We start from the raw sequence: 16,673 nt of genomic DNA, 5'->3' as shown, positions 1-16,673 counted from the left end.
CTAATGCATCATGGAAAGTGCGGCGGCGAAGAAGTCGTCGCCGCCGAAGTTTCCGGATTTCAGGGCGAGTAGCATATTCCCCTGGGCATTTCCCACCGTTTGGAGAACGGGCACCCCCGGCGCGATTTCCGGGCCGATCAGGAAAGCGGGAATGCCGAGCCTGTCAACGGCAGCACCGGATGTCTCGCCTCCGGCCACGACCAAGCGACGCACGCCGCGAGACACCAGTTCGGCGGCAATAGCCGATGTGGCATGTTCGATGGCATGGCCGGAGGCCTCGCGACCATAGCGCGCCTGCACACGGCCGACGGCTTGCGGGTCGGCGCTCGCGGCGATCGCCACCGGCCCAGCCGATATCCGGTCCCCCGCCCAGGAGATTGCGGCTGAGAGTTCGTCCGGTCCCGCAAGCAGTTTTTCAGGGTCGAGCCGCAGAACGGGCATCGAACGTTCGGCATCGGTAAGCTGGCGCAGCGTTGCCGTCGAGCAGCTACCCGCGACAATGGCGGCGAGACCGCCGACAGGCCCGATCGCATCCTCGGTTGCTTGCGCCGGATGCGAGATCCTGCCGGAGCGCACGAGCGCTCGCGCCAGACCAAGGCCGAGGCCGGAAGCGCCTGTGGACAGCGGCGTTTCCAGTGCGATAGCACCCAAGGTTTCCAGATCGCTTTCGAAAACGGCGTCGGCGATGACGGCCGTCACGCCGGTTTCGCGAAGAGCCGCAAGCCTTGCGTTGACGGCGTCCGGACCGCCGGCGACGGTCGTGAGATCGACGAGCCCGACGCTACCGGAGGATTGCCGCGCAAGAACTCGCACAAGGTTGGCGTCGTGCATGGGATTGAGCGGGTGGTCCTTCAACGGACTCTCGTTAAGCGGCACGCCGTTGACGAACAAATGGCCGGCATAGACGGTGCGGCCGGTTTCCGGGAAGGCGGGGGTGACGATGACAGGGCCGCCCCCCGCCGTGCGCAACGCATCGGTTACCGGACCAATATTACCGGCGTCGGTGGAATCGAAGGTCGAGCAGATCTTGTAGAGGACATGGATCGCGCCGCGGGCGCGCAGCCAGGTTTCGGCCTTGCTTGCCGCGGAAATAGCATCCTGTGCCGCGACCGAGCGGATCTTGAGAGAGACGACGACTGCATCGACATCGGGTAGCATCAGGTAGGGATCGGGAATGCCGATCGTCTGCACCGTGCGCAGGCCGTTCTTCGTGAACGTATTGGCAAGATCCGACGCACCGGTGTAGTCGTCGGCAATCGCTGCGAGCAAGAGTGTCATCCCTTTATCCTTTTGAACGGTGCAAACCAGCCGAGGCCGTGGAGCGTATGGTTTCGCGGAATATATTCGCAGCCGATGAAGCCCTCATAGCCGAGCCGGTCGATCTCGGCGAAAAGAAAGGCGTCGTTGAGCTCCTCGCTGTAGGGCTCCTGCCTGGAGGGCACGCTTGCGGTCTGGATATGGCCAATGATCGGCATCATCTCGCGCAAGGCTATCGCGACATCGCCATGCATGATCTGGCGATGATAGATGTCGAACTGGAGCTTGAGATTGGGTCGGCCCAACTCCCCAATCAGCGCTCGTGCACGATTGAAATCATTGAGGAAGTAGCCCAGCATGTTGCGCCCGTTGATCGGCTCCAGCACCAGGTCCAGCCCTTTTTCGGCAAGCCGTCCGGCGCAATACTCGACGGAACGGCGATAGGCGCGAATAGCTTCCGCGTCCTCGGGCTTGGCCAGTCCGGCCATCAGGTGCAGGCGCTTGACGCCGGTTGCCTCGGCATAGTCGAGCGCTTTCTCCACATTCGCCTTCATCTCCTCGAAGCGATCGGGAAGGGCTGCAAGCCCTCGCTCGCCGCCATTCCAGTCGCCGGGCGGCATATTGAACAACGCCTGGGTCAATCCGTTGCGCTCAAGCCGCTCCGCGATTGCTTCCGGCGCAAATTCATAGGGAAAGAGGTATTCGACGGCAGTAAAGCCTGCTTCCGCCGCCGCGTCGAAACGGTCGAGAAACTGCCACTCGTTGAACATCATCGTCAGATTGGCCGCAAAGACGGGCATGCTGATTGTCTCCGTTTATCACTTGCGCGTGTCGTCGCTCATGTGTTCGGCAGAACCGTGCCCGAAAGCTGCGCATAGAGCCGGGCAAGCGAGGCGTCGTCGTCACGTCCCATGCCGGCACCTGACGCGGCAAGATACATCTGCAGCGCGGCGGCGGCGAGCGGGGTCGGATAGCGTTCGGTACGGGCCATGTCCTGTACGATACCGAGATCCTTGACGAAAATCTCGATGGCGCTGCGCGGCGAATAGTCTCCCTCAAGGACGTGCGGCACCCGGTTTTCGAACATCCAGGAATTCCCCGCCGAAGCGGTGATCACCTCGTAAACCTTGTCGAGGTCGAGACCCTGCTTGGCTGCGAAGGTGATCGCCTCGCAGGCGGCGGCGATATGCACGCCGGCCAGAAGCTGATTGATCATCTTGAAGGCCGCGCCGGTGCCGGCGTCGTCGCCCAGCTCGTAGACCTTGCCGGCCATGGCGTCGAGCGCCGGGCGGGCGGCATCGAAGGCTGATTTGGTGCCTGATGCCATGATGGTCAGCTCGCCGCTGGCCGCCTTGACCGCGCCTCCCGAGATCGGCGCATCGAGATAGTGCAGGCCAAGTGCCGTGCAACGTTCCGCCAGATCGCGGGCGACTGCCGGATCCATGGTTGCCGACGAAATGAACACTGCGCCGCGCTTCATGGTGCCTGCGACATTGCCCGCGCCGAAGAGGACGTCCCTGGTCTGTGCGCCGTTGACGACGACGGAGACCACGATGTCGGCATCCTCTGCCGCCGCTGCCGGGCTTGCGGCGCCCCGTCCGCCCTCACTGACGAAACGATCGACCGCGGCGGCCGATATGTCGTAGCCGACGACGTCGAGGCCGGCGCGCTTCATGGACCGCGCCATGCCGAGGCCCATGGATCCCAAACCGATCACGGCGGCGACAGGCTGGTGTTGCGAGTTTTCAGCTAGGGATGACATGTCCATATCCTTGCGATGTCTTTGGGCGGTGTCTTGGGGTGTGCGGTCCCCCGGCGATTGAAGCCGGAGGACCTTTCATTCTAGCGATTGACGCTTTTTGCCGGAACGGTCAGCACGGCGATGGATCCGATGACGAGCGCTGCCGCCAGGAGATACATGCCGGCTGAGGTGCTGCCGGTGAAGTCCTTGAGATAGCCAACCAGAAACGGACCGAGGAAGCCAGCGAGATTGCCGACCGAGTTGATCCAGGCAATGCCTGCCGCAGCCCCGGTGCCGGCAAGGAAGGCCGTCGGTAGCGACCAGAACAAGGGTGCGCAGCTGATGGCGCCCGCCGCGGCAAGCGAAAGAGCGATGATCGAAAATGTCGTGCTGGTGCTGGCGGTCGCGGCGATGAAGCCGACCGCGGCGATCAGGGCGGGTACGATCAGGTGCCAGCGGCGTTCGCGATGCCGGTCGGCGGAGCGGCCGAGCGCGATCATGACGATGAAGGTGCAGATATAGGGGATGGCCGAGACCAGCCCGATATTGAAGTTTCCGACAACGCCACTCGCCTTGACGATGGTCGGCATCCAGAAGTTCAGGCCGTATTGCCCAAGCACGAAGCAGAAATAGATCAGGCACATCAGCCAGACGCGGCCGTCGCGCAGGGTGCTTGCAACATCATGCGGGCTTGACGATTTGGCGCGGTCCTCAGCCTCGATGTTGGCGGTCAGAACAGACTTTTCGTCGGCCGTCAGCCATTTGGCATCGCTGATCTTGTCGTCAAGATAGAAGAAGACCAGTACGCCGAGCAACACGGCCGGAACGGCCTCGATCAGAAACATCCACTGCCAGCCGGAAAGGCCATGCGTTCCGTGGAAGCTATCCATGAGGAAGCCGGACAGCGGATTGCCGAAGATGGCGGATACGGGGATTGCCGACATGAAGGTCGTGATGATCTTGGCGCGGTGGCGAGCCGGATACCATGATGTGAGATAGAAAATCAGGCCCGGAAAGAAGCCGGCTTCGGCAATGCCGAGCAGGAAGCGCAGGATATAGAAGACGGTTTCCGAGGTGGTGAACATGAAGGCAGCTGAAACGATGCCCCAGGTCACCATGATACGGGCGATCCATACCCGCGCGCCGACCTTGTTCATGATCACATTGCTCGGCACTTCAAACAGGAAGTAGCCGATGAAGAAGATGCCGGCGCCGATCCCGTATGCGGCTTCCGACAGGCCGAGTTCACTCGACATCTGCAGCTTGGCAAAGCCGACATTCACGCGGTCGAGATAGGCGACGATGTAGCAAAGCACCAGAAAGGGTACGATTCTCCAAAAGACTTTGCGGTATGCACGGTCTTCGACCGGGTTGGCGGCGCGCTCGCCCTGGGCTGCGGCCTGCGCTTGAAATGTCATGATGTCCTCCTCCAAATGGAAAAGCCGGGGTCCCTCCAGAACCTTCTTCCGGCCGCACGCCTCAAGATTGGCAGCGCTGCCATTTCTCGTTACTGCATTTTGGCAGCGCTGCCAACATGAATTTGGCGGCGCTGCCAAAAATCTTGTGTTAAAGGAGCGGGAGTGGAAAATAGCCATGAGAAACACGAGCTTCCGTGCCGCTGTGATCCGGAACCGTAAATGGATCTTTCAGGGAAACATGAATATCAAGCTTCAGCCCACGGTCACGCTTGCAGAGGTAGCCGAAGCGGCCGGAGTGGGGGAGAGCACGGTCTCGCGCGTGCTTCGCAATCATGGTTCATTTTCCCAGAAGACGCATGATCGTGTCATGGCGGCGGTCGAACGCCTCGGCTATGTGCCCAACCGTATTGCGGGAGCGCTCGCCTCGGCGGGATCGCGCCTCGTTGCCTTCGTCATCCCGTCGCTTTCCAATATCGTGTTTCCGGACGTGCTGCGCGGAGCGGGCGGCGTGTTGGAGGCAAGCCATTATCAATCGGTCTTCGCGGTAACGGACTATGATCCGGGTAGGGAAGAGGCGATGGTTGCAGCCATGCTCGCTTGGCGGCCCTCGGCAGTCATGCTGGCTGGCCTGGAACACAGCGAGGGTACGGCGAAAATGCTGCGCGCGAGCGGTTGTCGCGTCGTGGAGTTGCTCGACCTCGACGGTACGGCGCTCGACCTCGCGGTCGGTTTCTCAAATGCCGCCGCGGCGCGCGCAAGCGCGGAGTTCATGCTGCGACGCGGCTATCGCCGCATCGGCTATGTCGGCCATGATTTGGTGCGCGACACGCGCGCGGGCAAACGTTTTGCGGCGTTCTGCAGCGCGCTACAGGCCGAAGGCAAGCCGCTTGCGGGCCACGAAATTCATGCCGGTCCTTCCTCGGTCGAAGCTGGCCGGCTCGGCCTCGAAAGGCTGCTCGAGCGCATACCGGACCTGGATGCCGTCTATTTCTCTAACGACGACATGGCGCTGGGTGGCTATTTCCACTGCATGGCACGCGGCATTTCCATTCCGTCGCAACTGGCCATTTTCGGTTACAACGGCCTGGATATGGCAAGGGTGACGCCGCAACCATTGTCGACCATCCGCACCCCGCGCGTGGCGGTGGGGCAGGTCGCCGCTCAGCTCGTGCTCGACGACGCGCCGTCGCAAACCGTCGATCTTGGCTTTGAGCTGATCGAAGGCGAGACCGCCTGACGGCAAGCGGATGTAATCCGGGCCGTTTCAAACCACCTCTGACTATCGATTGAAATCGGTACGCTCCGTGCGTGCCTCCTGCTGGTGTCTATGAAGGGCACGAGTGCAGTTGCAGTTGCGCGCGCAGATTCTGCTCCTCCCGACACTTGACAATTCCCAAATTGCGTCGCTGAATACGTAAATCCAATAAACTGGACATATGTCCATAATATTGGACATTAAAAACAACCATCCGACAGGGGAACGTCATGACCGTCTCACTCCGCGCCAGCCTGCTTTCGCTGGCCACAGCCTTCCTTATTTCCGCAATGCCCGCCGCCGCGCAGCAGGCGAAAAGCAAGCTCGACGAGGTGCTCGCGCGCGGCCATCTCGTCATGGGCACCGGCAGCACCAATGCGCCGTGGCACTTCAAGAGCGCCGACGACAAGCTTCAGGGATTTGACATCGACATGGGCCGCATCGTCGCTAAAGCGCTGTTCGGCGATCCCGATAAGATCGAATTCGTCAACCAATCTTCCGACGCGCGTATCCCGAACATCACCACCGACAAGGTCGACCTGACCTGCCAGTTCATGACCGTCACCGGCGAACGCGCCCAGCAGATCGCCTTCACCATCCCCTATTATCGCGAGGGCGTCGGGCTGATGCTGAAGGCCGATGGCAAATATGCGGATTATGCCGCGCTCAAGGCCGCCGGGTCGTCCGTCACGATCTCCGTGCTTCAGAACGTCTATGCCGAGGCGATGGTGCATGCCGCTCTGCCTGAGGCGACCGTCGACCAGTATGAATCGGTGGATCTGATCTATCAGGCGCTGGAATCCGGCCGTGCTGACGCGGTCGCAACCGACCAGTCGTCGCTTGCCTGGTACATGACGCAGAACCCGGGCCGCTACAAGGACGCCGGCTACGGCTGGAACCCGCAGACCTATGCCTGTGGCGTCAAGCGCGGGGACCAGGACTGGCTGAACTTCGTCAACACCGCCCTGCATGAGGCGATGACCGGCGTCGAGTTCGATTTCTATGCCGCCTCTTACAAGAAGTGGTTCGGCAAGGATCTGACACCGCCGCAGATCGGCTTCCCGGTCGAATACAAGTGATGTCGTCGAGGACGGAAGGTTGCCTTCCGTCCTTTCCTCACCCTTGATTGCAGGATTGCGCCATGGGTTATACGCTCAATTTCGCCGCCGTCTGGCGCAGCTTCGATCAGCTTCTCGAAGGTCTGCTGCTGAGCCTCGGTCTGGCTTTCGTTTCCATCCTGATCGGCGCCCTGATCGGCCTGCTCGTCGCCTTTGCCCTGACGGCGAAAAGCGGCTGGGTCCGGCGGCCCGCGGCACTATACGTGACGATCATCCGCAATCTGCCGATCCTCGTGCTGGTGCTGTTTGCCTATTTCGCCTTGCCGCAGATGGGCTTTCGCATCGGCAAGGTGCAGAGTTTCATTGCGGTGCTCTCGATCTATTCGGGTGCCTATCTGGCGGAGGTCTTTCGTGCCGGCCTGCTGTCCATTCCGAAGGGACTATCTGAGGCCGGCCTTGCCATCGGGTTGACGCCGATGCAGATCCGCGTCTCGATCATCGCGCCGCTGATGTTCCGCAATGTGTTGCCCTCCCTTTCATCGACGGTGATCTCACTCTTCAAGGATACGTCTCTTGCGGCGGCGATTGCCGTGCCGGAGCTGACCTTCGAGGCGCGCAAGATCAATGTCGAAAGCTTTCGCGTCATCGAGACATGGCTTGTGACCTCCGGCCTTTATGTTTTCACCTGTGTCGTGCTGGCCGCGCTGATGCGCGTCGTCGAGCGCCGCCTTGCCGTTCCGAGGTGATGTCATGACCGATTTTACCGCCTTTCTCGATCAGCTCTGGATCGCGCGTCTCGCCATTCTCAAGGGGCTTGGCTTAACCGTGTCGATCTCGCTGCTTGCGATCGTCGTCGGCTCGCTGCTTGGCGTCCTCGTTGGGCTTTGCCTCGTCTATGGCAATCCGGTGCTGCGTTTTTTCGTGCGGGCCTATACGGACTTCATCCGGGGAACGCCGGTCCTCGTCCTGGTTCTGGCCAGCTACTATGTCCTGTCGACCATCGGGATCGATCTCGGCCCATTCCAGGCCGGTATCTTCGCGCTCGCGGTCTTCTGCTCGTCGCATGTCGGCGAGATCGTGCGCGGCGGATTGCAGGCGATCCCGAAGGGGCAGACCGAGGCGGCGAAGGCGATCGGGCTCACTTTTCGCCAGACCTTTGCCTATGTGCTCTGGCCGCAGGCGCTGCGCCAGTTCCTGCCGGCCTGGGTGAACACCGCGGCCGAGATGGTCAAGGCTTCGACGCTGTTGTCCGTCATCGGCGTCGCCGAGCTGCTGCTGCGCATGCAGGAAATCATTTCGCGTAATTTCATGAGCCTCCAGTTCTATTTCTTCGCGGGGCTTTTGTACTTCGTCATCAATTACGGCATCGAGCGTCTCGGCAAATATGTCGAGCGCAAGACCGCCGTTCCGTCGTGAGGGCTCGATTATCATGAGCAAGATACTTCTCGAAATACAGGGGCTGCGTAAGCAATACGGCCCGGTCGAGGTGCTGAAGGGTGTCGACTGCACCATGCAGGAGGGTGAGGTCATTTCGATCATCGGCTCCTCCGGCTCGGGCAAGACGACGATGCTCCGCTGCATCAACATGCTGGAGGAATTCCAGGGCGGGCGGATCCTGCTCGAGGGCGAGCCGATCGGCTACGACGACGCCGGTGGTGCGCGCCGGCGCAAGAGCGAGAAGGACATAGCGCGCCAGCGGGCGCTGACCGGCATGGCCTTCCAGCAGTTCAATCTCTTCCCGCATATGACGGCTGCCCGCAACGTCATGCTGGGGCTCGTCAAAGTCAAGAAGATGCACCGCGACGAGGCGCGCGCGGTTGCCGAGAAATGGCTCGACCGGGTGGGCCTGGCTTCCCGCGCCGATCATTATCCGGGCCAGCTTTCCGGCGGTCAGCAGCAGCGCGTGGCAATCGCCCGCGCCATTGCCATGACCCCTCGGCTGATGCTGTTCGACGAGGTGACCTCGGCGCTCGATCCCGAACTGGTCGGTGAGGTGCTGCAGGTGATCAAGGGGCTTGCCGCCGATGGCATGAGCATGCTGCTCGTCACCCACGAGATGCGCTTTGCCTACGAAGTCTCATCGCGGGTCATTTTCATGAACCAGGGCCTTATCGGCGAGGAGGGCGATCCGAAGGAAATGTTCGTCAAGCCGAAGACCGAACGACTGGCCGAGTTCCTGAAGACGTCCAGCTTCAACTGAATGACGGGCGGCCTTGCGCCGCCTGCTGACACATAGAATCCAGAAGAAAAGAGAGATGTCATATGACTATCAAGCGTTACGGTGCCGGCGAAACCGGAGCCGGCGGGCAAGCCCTGCCTTTTGCCCGTGCGGTCGAAGCCAATGGCTGGCTGCATGTTTCCGGCCAGGTTGCGATGGAAAAGGGTGAGATCGTCGGCGGCGGCATCATAGCGGAAACCCGCAAGGCCATCGAAAACCTGATCGCCATCCTGCACGAAGCCGGCTATGGCATCGAGGATGTAGTTCGCGTCGGCGTGTGGCTTGACGATCCCCGCGACTTCTGGAGCTTCAACGGCGTCTATGCGGAGTATTTCGGCAAGAACCCGCCGGCCCGCGCTTGTGTTCAGTCCCGGATGATGGTCGATTGCAAGGTGGAAGTCGATTGCGTTGCCTATCGCGCCGATAGAGGTTGAGTTGTTCGGGCGCGACTGTCACGGTCGCGCCTATTCCCCGGAAATGGAGCATGTTTGATGGCTGATGGCGCAGACGATATCGTATCGCGACGGACGCGCGGCCTTGATCGTGCCTTTGAGATTCTTGAGTTTCTGCGCACCAGGCGCCAGCCGATGCGGCCGAACGAAATCGCGGTCGAGATCGGCGCACCGCGCTCGTCGATCTATGAACTCGTCAATCTTCTCCTGCGCCACGGCATGCTCGATTACCAGGGCGGTGATGGCCGGGTCTTCCTTGGGCGCAAGCTCTATTTTCTCGGCACGGCCTATGCGGATCAGTTCGACCTGATGCGCGAGTCCGATACCCTGTTGACGCGGCTTGCCGAGGAGACGCGCGAAACGGCGCAGATGTGCATGCTGGAAGGCAACAAATACACCGTCGCGATGATGCGCGAGGGCATCCGTCCGTTCCGTATTTCCTCGAATGTCGGCGAGCTCGTTTCAATTCCGTGGACAGCATCCGGCCGCCTGCTGGTTTCCCACCTCAGCGACACCGAGATACTCGATTTCATCCCGCCGGAGGATTTTGTCCTGCCGAGCGGCAAGCAGCTCGACCCGAGCCGTTTCATCGGCGAAGTTCGTCAGGCGTCGATCGACGGTTATTTCACCTTCAACAGTGAAGTGGAAAACTTCACCCATTGCTTCGCCGCGCCGATCAAGCAGGAAGACGGGCGATGCATCGCCACGCTTTGCCTGGTGGCACCGAAAGAGGATGGCTTGAGAAACCGGGAAAGCTATCTCGACAGCCTTCTTCGCGCCGTGGACGAGATTTCGGAGCGGTTGGGCTTCAATGTTTCCGACCGCGCCAACGTGAGACAAGGTCGCTCGTCCTGAGCAAAAGGCGCCAGCCCGAGACACGTCGACAACATTTCTTTGCAATTCGCCTGCTCTCGGCCACTTTTCGGCAAAAGGGGTGCCGCAATTGTGGTGTGAACTCTCACCTTAGACAAATGTCGAATGGAGAGAGCAATGAGCATGCAGCAAACCAAAGTGCCTGCTGCCGCAGGCGAGCTGGCCCGAAAAGTTGGCGTCGGCCTCTTCGTCTGCGGAGTGACGGTTGCCGGACTTTATGCGGTTGCGCGCACGGAGGCGGAAGCGCCGCTGATGTCGTCGGTCGACGTCACCGGACGCGGTGCGATCGAGGTTGCCGATGCCAGGAACTTTGCGACGGCGAACGATCTTCAGTCGGCCATCGACGCCAGCCCGGCCGTGCTGCCGACGCCGACCTTCAGGCCGGCGACTGCGAAAGTGACCACGCCGGTCAAGCGGGTTGTAGCTCATGCTAAGGTTACGAGCGTCAAAACTGTCGCTTCATCGGATGTAACGACGTTCGACCGTTGCATGCCGCAATGCGATACTCGCGATCCGATGATCGTCGGATATTCCGAGGCCGAACAGCCGCCCCAGGATCTGCAGGAGCAGGCGCTTTACGTGCCTGAGCCGCCGGAGGATCGCTCACGCATCCATGGTGTGCGCTATATCCTGCACCGTGCCGCCGAAGCCCCGGCCTTTGCCATCCGCAAAGGGCGTGATGCGATTGACGGCGTGCGTCAATTGGAGTGGTGAGGTCGCCTGCAAGGCAACCTCTAACCTCGTTTGCTGAAAAGATCCGGACAGATGCGCGGTCAGGCCCGCTTTGGCCGGGCGATGTCATTGACGCCGTCGAGATCCGGCGCCTGGCCATAGCTCATATTCTTCATCTGCTGTAGCACGCGCGCCATCTCCTCATCCGGCAGGACAGGCGGTTCGCCGAGCGTCAGGGCCTGCACGTAGAGCCGTGAAAGCGTCTCGACCTCGATGGCAAGCGCCAGCGCTGACGGCAGAGTCTTGCCCAGCGAGATCTGGCCATGCTGGCCGAGCAGGCAGGCGAGGCGATCCTGAAGAGCTTCCAGCGCATTGTCGGACAGAGCCTGCGTGCCGAATGTCGCGTATTTCGCGCAGCGGATCGTCGTGCCGCCGGCAACACCCGTCATGTAATGGAAACTCGGGATCGTCTTGTGATGGCAGGCGAGCGTCGTCGCGTAGACCGAATGGCAATGCAGCACGACATCGATGTCGTCGCGCGCGGCGAGGATATCGCGATGAAAGCGCCATTCGGACGATGGGCGACGGCGGCCTTCATAGGTGCCGTCGAAATTCATCTGCACGAGATCCTCGGGTTTCATGTCGTCATAGGGCAGTGAGGTCGGCGTGATCAGGAAGCCGGTGGGGTTGCGGATCGAGACATTTCCGGCGGTTCCCTGATTGATGCCACTCGCATTCATCTTGCGGCAGGTTTCAACCATGGCCTCCCTTTGGCGGCGATCGTCATAGTCCATCATCTTGTCCTCCAGTTTGGGCCGCGCGCAGCCAGCGCTCGCGGTATTCATCAAGGGTGGGGTGTAAAAAGGGTACGGCCGCTTTAAGGGCCAAGGGGGCTGGCGCCCGCCGTGTTTCATGGGACGCCAGCAGGGCGGCGCCTGTCGCGGTCCCATATTGATCAGCGTTGACGAACACGCGGCGGTCCGGATTAAGCGCGGCGACAAGAGCGCCGTAGAGCGGGTCGCGAACGAACGAGCCGTCCAAAACCACTGTCGACGTCTGGACGAGCCGAAGGCATCTGTCCGTGAGAAGCGCGGCATAGAGCAGGGCGAGCGCATGGCGCAGGTCCCGATGGTCGGCAAGTGGACCTATGAGGCGACCTTTTCGCGACGTTCCCGGAAACAGACCGTCATCGCTGCCGAAGGAGGGCAGTGCCATCGTGCGCGTCTCGATCAGGTGCGCGAGGTCGTCCGCGCTCGTCGGACGATCATCGTCCCCGGCCACCATGGCAAACTCCCGGCCTCCCATGGTCAGCATGCCGGGAAGGGGCTTGGCCTTGATATCGGCATTGCAGCAAAGGCCGGCACGTTCGATATCGAAATCAGGGCCGGAGCGGTCGCTGATCGCCACGATCCAGGTGCCGGTGGAGACGACGGTGACATCACTGAGACCGGCCGCCTGGTACTGATAGAAATTCGCGGAAGAATCATGGATGCCGCACAGGATCGCCGTTGTCGGCTTCAATCCTGTCCGTCTGGAAATCTCCGGCTTGATGTTTGCTAGTGTCGACCAAGCCGGCTGCAACGGCGGTATTAACCGTTGCCAGTTCCTCGCTTCGATCAGCCTTGCCGGTCTGGCATCCGCCGAGCACCAGAGATGCGATTGCGCCGCCAGGCTCGTCACTTCAGAGGCGGCGATGCCCGACAGCCGCCAGGCCCAATATTGCGGAGTGGCGAGAAAATGCCGCGCTCGCGCGAAGGCATCCGGCCAGCCGCGCTCCAGCCAAAGCATCTGCCGCGCCAGATGGGCGGCGCCCAGCATGACCGCGCTGCCCCGCTCGCGAAACGATCCCGCGATCTCTCGATACTCCTGGTCGACCTCCATTGGGACCGCTTGCTCATAGTCGATCATCGGCATGACCGGCCCTTCGTCATCGACCAGCACCCCGCCTGAGCCATGCGCGGTGCAGACGATGGCGTCGATGTCGTGGCGGTCTGCCAATGTGGCGAGCCTGTCGAGCAGCCAGGCTTCGATGGCCGCAAGGTCATGATGCCGGTAGGGCGGGCCGTCCTGGACGGTATTCGGTGTCGATAATGTCTCGATCAGCCCGCCGGCCTCGTCGGTGACAGAGAGCTTGATGTTCGTCTTGCCGGTATCGAAAACGGCGATGGTTCTCATGGGCGGTCCGCACGTCTGTTATGTCGCCCGAACAAGAAGGTGAGATAGGGGTACGCAGTCTGCACCGCCATCACGAGAATGAGGATGAGGCCCCAGATGGCTGTCGTCAGGTAAGGGCTGATGCCGAGTTGGTTGAAGCCCGAGGAGATGATTTGCAGGATGGCGAGGGCGATCATCAGCCCGGAGACCTTGCCGAACCCCCCGAAGGGATCGACGCCGCCCAGCACGGCCGCAAGGATGGTCACCAGCAGGTAGGATTGCGAATAGTCGGCGCTTGCCGAGTTGAAGACGGCAAGCGAGACGGCTGCGGCGACAAAGCACAGCACACTCGACATCGTATAGACGCCGACCAGAACCCGCCTTGTATCGATCGACGAAAAACGGGCAGCTTCCATGTTGGAGCCGATCATGGCGCAGCTGATGCCGAACGGTGTCTTGCGGAGAATGATGCCGACGATCACGGCGACGACGACCAGCAGGATGAACGTCACCGGTATCCCCACGATCGCGGAATTGCCGACGATCGAATAGGACTGCGGAAAGCCGGAGAGGGCCTCGCCGCGCGTCATATAGATGCTGATCCCGTCGATCAGCGATTTTGTGCCGAGCGTGACGAGGATGGGATGCACGCCGGTATAGGCGACGATCGTGCCGGTCACGACGCCGATCACCAGCGCAAGCAGAAGGCCGGCCAGAAGCGCCAGGAGGATGACGCCGAGGACTTGCGCCGAAGACGAGTCCGCCGTCGTCATGCTGCGCATGATCCAGGCCATCAACAGCGCGCATTGATTGGTCGTCGCGATGATCGCCAGATTGAGGCCGCCGGTGATGAGCGGCACGACCATCGCCAGCGAAAGAAGCCCGAGGATGGGCAGTTGCACCGCGAAGGAATTTAGGGTGCCCCAAGTGGCAAAACCGGGGATCGTCAGCGAAAAGGCGATCACCAGAGCCAGCAGCAATCCGAGCAGGCCGGGCTTGCCGTCCTTTATCCTCGCGACAAGGGAGGACAGGTTGTCGGTTGCGGATTGGGTCGAGTCAGCCATGGGCCACGTCTCCTATCGGATTGAGGCGGCGGCGCTTGCGCGCGCTGATCACCGTGATCGAGGTGGAGATCAGGATCGTCAGGCCGATGACGATCTGGAAGAAGTAGGAGGAGACACCGAGAAGATTCAGGCCGTTCTGCAGGATGGCGAGCAGCACGATGCCGAGCAGCACGCCCGGCACGGTACCGATGCCGCCGGTCAGGCTGGCGCCGCCGAGCACGGCAGCCGACAGGACGGAGAGCTCGGTATTGTACATGGCATTGGGCACGCTTTCGCCGACGCGGTGCGCCTGCAACAACCCGCCGACCGCTGCCATGAAGCCGAGGAAGCCGTAGGCGATGAATTGCAGTTTTGCGATATTGACGCCGATGCGGCGGGCGGCCTCCGGATTTCCCCCCATCGTATAGAGCTGCCGTCCGGTTTTCGTTCTGGTCATGAAGAACCAGGTAAACAGCGTTGCCGCCAGCATCACCACGATCGGAAGGGTAATGCGCGTCAGGTCGCCATTGGGCGCCTCGTGCTCCCAGAAGACGATGCGCTCGGTCCACCAGTCCGGCAGGGTGTAGATGGATTTTCCCTGCGAAAAATACATCAGGAGCGAGAACGACACGCTCATCATGGCGATGGTGGCGATGATCGAGGTGATGCGGATGAAGTGGATTAGCAGCGCGTTGATGCAGCCGAGCAGGATGCCGACAGATAGGCCAAGTCCGATGCAGACGAAGGGCGGTAGTCCCGACTGCGTCGCCAGAAGTGCTGTCACATATTGGGCGACCGATGCGGTCGCCGCGAAAGAGATGTCGATGCCGCCAGAGACCAACACGACGAAAAGCCCCATCGCCATGATCGACTGGACGCTATAGGTCTCCAGCAGGTCGACCACGTTGGCCAGAGTGAGGAAACCCGGCGCCGTCGCGCTGAGCGCGATGATGGCGACGATGATCACCAGGGCGAGCCAGACCTCGGGACGGCGCTGCAGCTTTCTGATGTCCGGCATCTCAGGCATAGATTTTCTCCTCGAACTCATGTTCGCTGGTCTGGCCGGGCACGACCTCGCCGACGATGCGGCCGGCGCGCATGTGCAGGACGCGATCGCAGGTCGCGTAGACCTCCGCGGCTTCATCGGAGATGATCAGGATGCCGACGCCCTGCCGGGCGAGGTCGGCGACGACTTTGTAGATGCCTTGCTTGTTCTTGATGTCGACGCCCACCGTCGGGCTATCGAGGATCAGGATCTTGGGCTTTGCCGCCAGCCATTTCGCCAGGACCACGCGCTGCTGGTTGCCGCCGGACAAAGTTCCAACCGGCCTGTCGAGGCCGGGTATCTTGATCGCCAGGCGGTTCACCCATTCTGTGGCGAGCGCTCGCCGGCTGCGGTCCGGTATCAGGCCCAACCGACCGCGCAGGCTTTTCAGCACCGCCAGTATGAGATTGTCGCCGATCGACTGGCGGAGAATGACGCCGAGGCTCAATCGGTCCTCCGAGACATAGGCAATGCCGGCGTTCACAGCGTCGCGGTTGGAGCGGAGCGACAGCTTGCGGCCATCAAGCGTCATCGTGCCGCTGTCCGGCCGGGTCATACCGAAAAGGCTGAGCGCAAGTTCTGTCCGCCCCGCGCCGAGGAGACCGGTGATGCCGAGTACTTCTCCCTGTCGGATGGTGAAGCTGATGTCCTTGTATTCGCCACGGCGGCTGAGCGAGGAGACCTCGAGCAGCGGCTTTTCGGCGGACATGTCGCGAGCGACGACGGATTGGAAAATATCGATCCCGGTCATCAGATGCCCAATGCGCCGCTGATCGACCTCGGACGCCGGATACGTCCCCACCTTGCGGCCGTCGCGCATGACCGTGACGCGCTCGGCGATCTCGACGATCTCATCCAGCCGATGCGAGACGAAGACCACGGCGATGCCATCGGCCTTCAGCCGGGCGACGATGGCAAGCAGCCGCTTGACCTCGCTGCGCGTCAGTGATGCGGTCGGCTCATCCATGAAGATCAGTCGCGCTTCGGCGGCAATGCCCCGGCAGATCGCGACGATCTGCCGTTCGGCGACTGAGAGGTCCGCAACTGCGGCATCCGGATCGAGATGAAAATCCAATCGTTTCAAAGCCGAAAGCGCGAGTTTTCTCATGCGGGTATAGGACACCGGTCGTAGATCGCTTTTCAGATGGCTTTCGATGGCGATGTTTTCAGCGACGGTGAGGTTCGGAAAAAGCGAAAGGTCCTGGAATATGACCTGAATGCCGAGCGCGCGCGCTGAAGACGGGGTGAGCGGCAGAACGGACTTGCCTGATATCTCGATCTCGCCTGATGTCGGCGGATGCACGCCGGCCACCGTCTTGATCAGGGTGGACTTGCCGCAGCCGTTTTCGCCGACCAGGCAATGGATTTCGCCTGCCCGGACCTCCCAATCGATATCGTCGAGCGCCAGCACGCCACCGAAGCGCTTGGTGATCTTGCTGAGACGCAAAAAAGGATCCTGTGCACTCATCGGAAAGTCCCATGTTCGG

Annotated in this window: 17 protein-coding genes; 8 read left to right on the top strand and 9 right to left on the bottom strand. The window is 61.4% G+C overall.

The window, feature by feature from the left end; genetic code table 11:
• The 4 genes from otnK to AC1RO0_RS11765 form a co-directional block, all read right to left on the bottom strand.
• Positions 1-1,278, bottom strand: a complete 1,278-nt coding sequence (gene otnK / locus AC1RO0_RS11780; RefSeq protein ID WP_498593061.1) for a 3-oxo-tetronate kinase — start codon at positions 1,276-1,278, stop codon at positions 1-3.
• The gene (otnI, locus tag AC1RO0_RS11775) at positions 1,275-2,057 is read right to left on the bottom strand and encodes a 2-oxo-tetronate isomerase (protein ID WP_498593060.1); all 783 of its coding nucleotides are present in this window, start codon (positions 2,055-2,057) and stop codon (positions 1,275-1,277) included. Before otnI ends, otnK begins: the two co-directional genes overlap by 4 nt.
• 38 nt (positions 2,058-2,095) lie before the next feature.
• A complete protein-coding gene (gene ltnD, locus AC1RO0_RS11770) occupies positions 2,096-3,019 on the bottom strand; it encodes an L-threonate dehydrogenase (protein ID WP_498593059.1) in 924 nt (307 codons plus the stop codon).
• A gap of 80 nt (positions 3,020-3,099) precedes the next feature.
• Positions 3,100-4,416, bottom strand: a complete 1,317-nt coding sequence (locus AC1RO0_RS11765) for an MFS transporter (RefSeq protein ID WP_498593058.1) — start codon at positions 4,414-4,416, stop codon at positions 3,100-3,102.
• A 238-nt stretch (positions 4,417-4,654) separates the two neighbouring features.
• Between AC1RO0_RS11765 and AC1RO0_RS11760 the strand changes: the two genes are divergently transcribed.
• The 8 genes from AC1RO0_RS11760 (at position 4,655) to AC1RO0_RS11725 (ending at position 10,986) form a co-directional block, all read left to right on the top strand.
• The gene (locus tag AC1RO0_RS11760; protein ID WP_498593370.1) at positions 4,655-5,653 is read left to right on the top strand and encodes a LacI family DNA-binding transcriptional regulator; all 999 of its coding nucleotides are present in this window, start codon (positions 4,655-4,657) and stop codon (positions 5,651-5,653) included.
• Positions 5,654-5,901: 248 nt separating this feature from the next.
• On the top strand, positions 5,902-6,750 hold the full coding sequence (locus AC1RO0_RS11755; RefSeq protein WP_153363907.1) for a transporter substrate-binding protein: 849 nt from the start codon (positions 5,902-5,904) through the stop codon (positions 6,748-6,750).
• Positions 6,751-6,812: 62 nt separating this feature from the next.
• Positions 6,813-7,475 carry an amino acid ABC transporter permease gene (locus tag AC1RO0_RS11750; RefSeq protein ID WP_498593057.1) on the top strand — a complete coding sequence of 221 codons (663 nt, stop codon included), beginning with the start codon at positions 6,813-6,815 and terminating at the stop codon, positions 7,473-7,475.
• A 4-nt stretch (positions 7,476-7,479) separates the two neighbouring features.
• Positions 7,480-8,145: an amino acid ABC transporter permease gene (locus AC1RO0_RS11745; protein WP_498593056.1), complete on the top strand. Its 666-nt coding sequence runs from the start codon at positions 7,480-7,482 to the stop codon at positions 8,143-8,145.
• Positions 8,146-8,158: 13 nt separating this feature from the next.
• Positions 8,159-8,929: an amino acid ABC transporter ATP-binding protein gene (locus AC1RO0_RS11740; RefSeq protein ID WP_498593055.1), complete on the top strand. Its 771-nt coding sequence runs from the start codon at positions 8,159-8,161 to the stop codon at positions 8,927-8,929.
• A gap of 62 nt (positions 8,930-8,991) precedes the next feature.
• Positions 8,992-9,381 (top strand): RidA family protein, encoded by a 390-nt coding sequence (locus AC1RO0_RS11735; protein WP_007691716.1) that lies wholly within the window; start codon positions 8,992-8,994, stop codon positions 9,379-9,381.
• Positions 9,382-9,438: 57 nt separating this feature from the next.
• Entirely contained in the window at positions 9,439-10,254 is an 816-nt protein-coding gene (locus AC1RO0_RS11730) for an IclR family transcriptional regulator (protein ID WP_498593054.1), read from the top strand.
• A 135-nt stretch (positions 10,255-10,389) separates the two neighbouring features.
• Positions 10,390-10,986 carry a hypothetical protein gene (locus AC1RO0_RS11725; RefSeq protein WP_498593053.1) on the top strand — a complete coding sequence of 199 codons (597 nt, stop codon included), beginning with the start codon at positions 10,390-10,392 and terminating at the stop codon, positions 10,984-10,986.
• A gap of 59 nt (positions 10,987-11,045) precedes the next feature.
• Here AC1RO0_RS11725 and AC1RO0_RS11720 read toward each other — a convergent pair whose 3' ends face one another.
• The 5 genes from AC1RO0_RS11720 to AC1RO0_RS11700 are packed head-to-tail and all read right to left on the bottom strand — an operon-like array spanning position 11,046 to position 16,654.
• Positions 11,046-11,738 (bottom strand): class II aldolase/adducin family protein, encoded by a 693-nt coding sequence (locus tag AC1RO0_RS11720; protein WP_498593369.1) that lies wholly within the window; start codon positions 11,736-11,738, stop codon positions 11,046-11,048.
• Complete coding sequence (locus tag AC1RO0_RS11715) at positions 11,728-13,119, bottom strand: FGGY-family carbohydrate kinase (RefSeq protein WP_498593052.1); 1,392 nt, start codon at positions 13,117-13,119, stop codon at positions 11,728-11,730. Before AC1RO0_RS11715 ends, AC1RO0_RS11720 begins: the two co-directional genes overlap by 11 nt.
• The gene (locus AC1RO0_RS11710) at positions 13,116-14,162 is read right to left on the bottom strand and encodes an ABC transporter permease (RefSeq protein WP_498593051.1); all 1,047 of its coding nucleotides are present in this window, start codon (positions 14,160-14,162) and stop codon (positions 13,116-13,118) included. Before AC1RO0_RS11710 ends, AC1RO0_RS11715 begins: the two co-directional genes overlap by 4 nt.
• A complete protein-coding gene (locus AC1RO0_RS11705) occupies positions 14,155-15,168 on the bottom strand; it encodes an ABC transporter permease (RefSeq protein WP_498593050.1) in 1,014 nt (337 codons plus the stop codon). Before AC1RO0_RS11705 ends, AC1RO0_RS11710 begins: the two co-directional genes overlap by 8 nt.
• On the bottom strand, positions 15,161-16,654 hold the full coding sequence (locus AC1RO0_RS11700; RefSeq protein ID WP_498593049.1) for a sugar ABC transporter ATP-binding protein: 1,494 nt from the start codon (positions 16,652-16,654) through the stop codon (positions 15,161-15,163). The genes AC1RO0_RS11705 and AC1RO0_RS11700 overlap by 8 nt, the downstream gene beginning before the upstream one ends.
• Between the last annotated feature and the right edge of the window lie 19 nt (positions 16,655-16,673).

The sequence above is a fragment of the Rhizobium sp. GW821-FHT14E12 genome (assembly GCF_058803745.1).
Note: the sequence above shows the minus strand (reverse complement) of the source record. Positions and strands in the feature narration are given on the sequence as shown.

Excerpts from the sequence above, each read along its gene's own strand:
- otnK (WP_498593061.1), bottom strand. The coding sequence starts at position 1,278 with ATGACACTCTTGCTCGCAGCGATTGCCGACGACTACACCGGTGCGTCG.
- otnI (WP_498593060.1), bottom strand. The coding sequence starts at position 2,057 with ATGCCCGTCTTTGCGGCCAATCTGACGATGATGTTCAACGAGTGGCAG.
- ltnD (WP_498593059.1), bottom strand. The coding sequence starts at position 3,019 with ATGTCATCCCTAGCTGAAAACTCGCAACACCAGCCTGTCGCCGCCGTG.
- AC1RO0_RS11765 (WP_498593058.1), bottom strand. The coding sequence starts at position 4,416 with ATGACATTTCAAGCGCAGGCCGCAGCCCAGGGCGAGCGCGCCGCCAAC.
- AC1RO0_RS11760 (WP_498593370.1), top strand. The coding sequence starts at position 4,655 with ATGAATATCAAGCTTCAGCCCACGGTCACGCTTGCAGAGGTAGCCGAA.
- AC1RO0_RS11755 (WP_153363907.1), top strand. The coding sequence starts at position 5,902 with ATGACCGTCTCACTCCGCGCCAGCCTGCTTTCGCTGGCCACAGCCTTC.
- AC1RO0_RS11750 (WP_498593057.1), top strand. The coding sequence starts at position 6,813 with ATGGGTTATACGCTCAATTTCGCCGCCGTCTGGCGCAGCTTCGATCAG.
- AC1RO0_RS11745 (WP_498593056.1), top strand. The coding sequence starts at position 7,480 with ATGACCGATTTTACCGCCTTTCTCGATCAGCTCTGGATCGCGCGTCTC.
- AC1RO0_RS11740 (WP_498593055.1), top strand. The coding sequence starts at position 8,159 with ATGAGCAAGATACTTCTCGAAATACAGGGGCTGCGTAAGCAATACGGC.
- AC1RO0_RS11735 (WP_007691716.1), top strand. The coding sequence starts at position 8,992 with ATGACTATCAAGCGTTACGGTGCCGGCGAAACCGGAGCCGGCGGGCAA.
- AC1RO0_RS11730 (WP_498593054.1), top strand. The coding sequence starts at position 9,439 with ATGGCTGATGGCGCAGACGATATCGTATCGCGACGGACGCGCGGCCTT.
- AC1RO0_RS11725 (WP_498593053.1), top strand. The coding sequence starts at position 10,390 with ATGAGCATGCAGCAAACCAAAGTGCCTGCTGCCGCAGGCGAGCTGGCC.
- AC1RO0_RS11720 (WP_498593369.1), bottom strand. The coding sequence starts at position 11,738 with ATGGACTATGACGATCGCCGCCAAAGGGAGGCCATGGTTGAAACCTGC.
- AC1RO0_RS11715 (WP_498593052.1), bottom strand. The coding sequence starts at position 13,119 with ATGAGAACCATCGCCGTTTTCGATACCGGCAAGACGAACATCAAGCTC.
- AC1RO0_RS11710 (WP_498593051.1), bottom strand. The coding sequence starts at position 14,162 with ATGGCTGACTCGACCCAATCCGCAACCGACAACCTGTCCTCCCTTGTC.
- AC1RO0_RS11705 (WP_498593050.1), bottom strand. The coding sequence starts at position 15,168 with ATGCCTGAGATGCCGGACATCAGAAAGCTGCAGCGCCGTCCCGAGGTC.
- AC1RO0_RS11700 (WP_498593049.1), bottom strand. The coding sequence starts at position 16,654 with ATGAGTGCACAGGATCCTTTTTTGCGTCTCAGCAAGATCACCAAGCGC.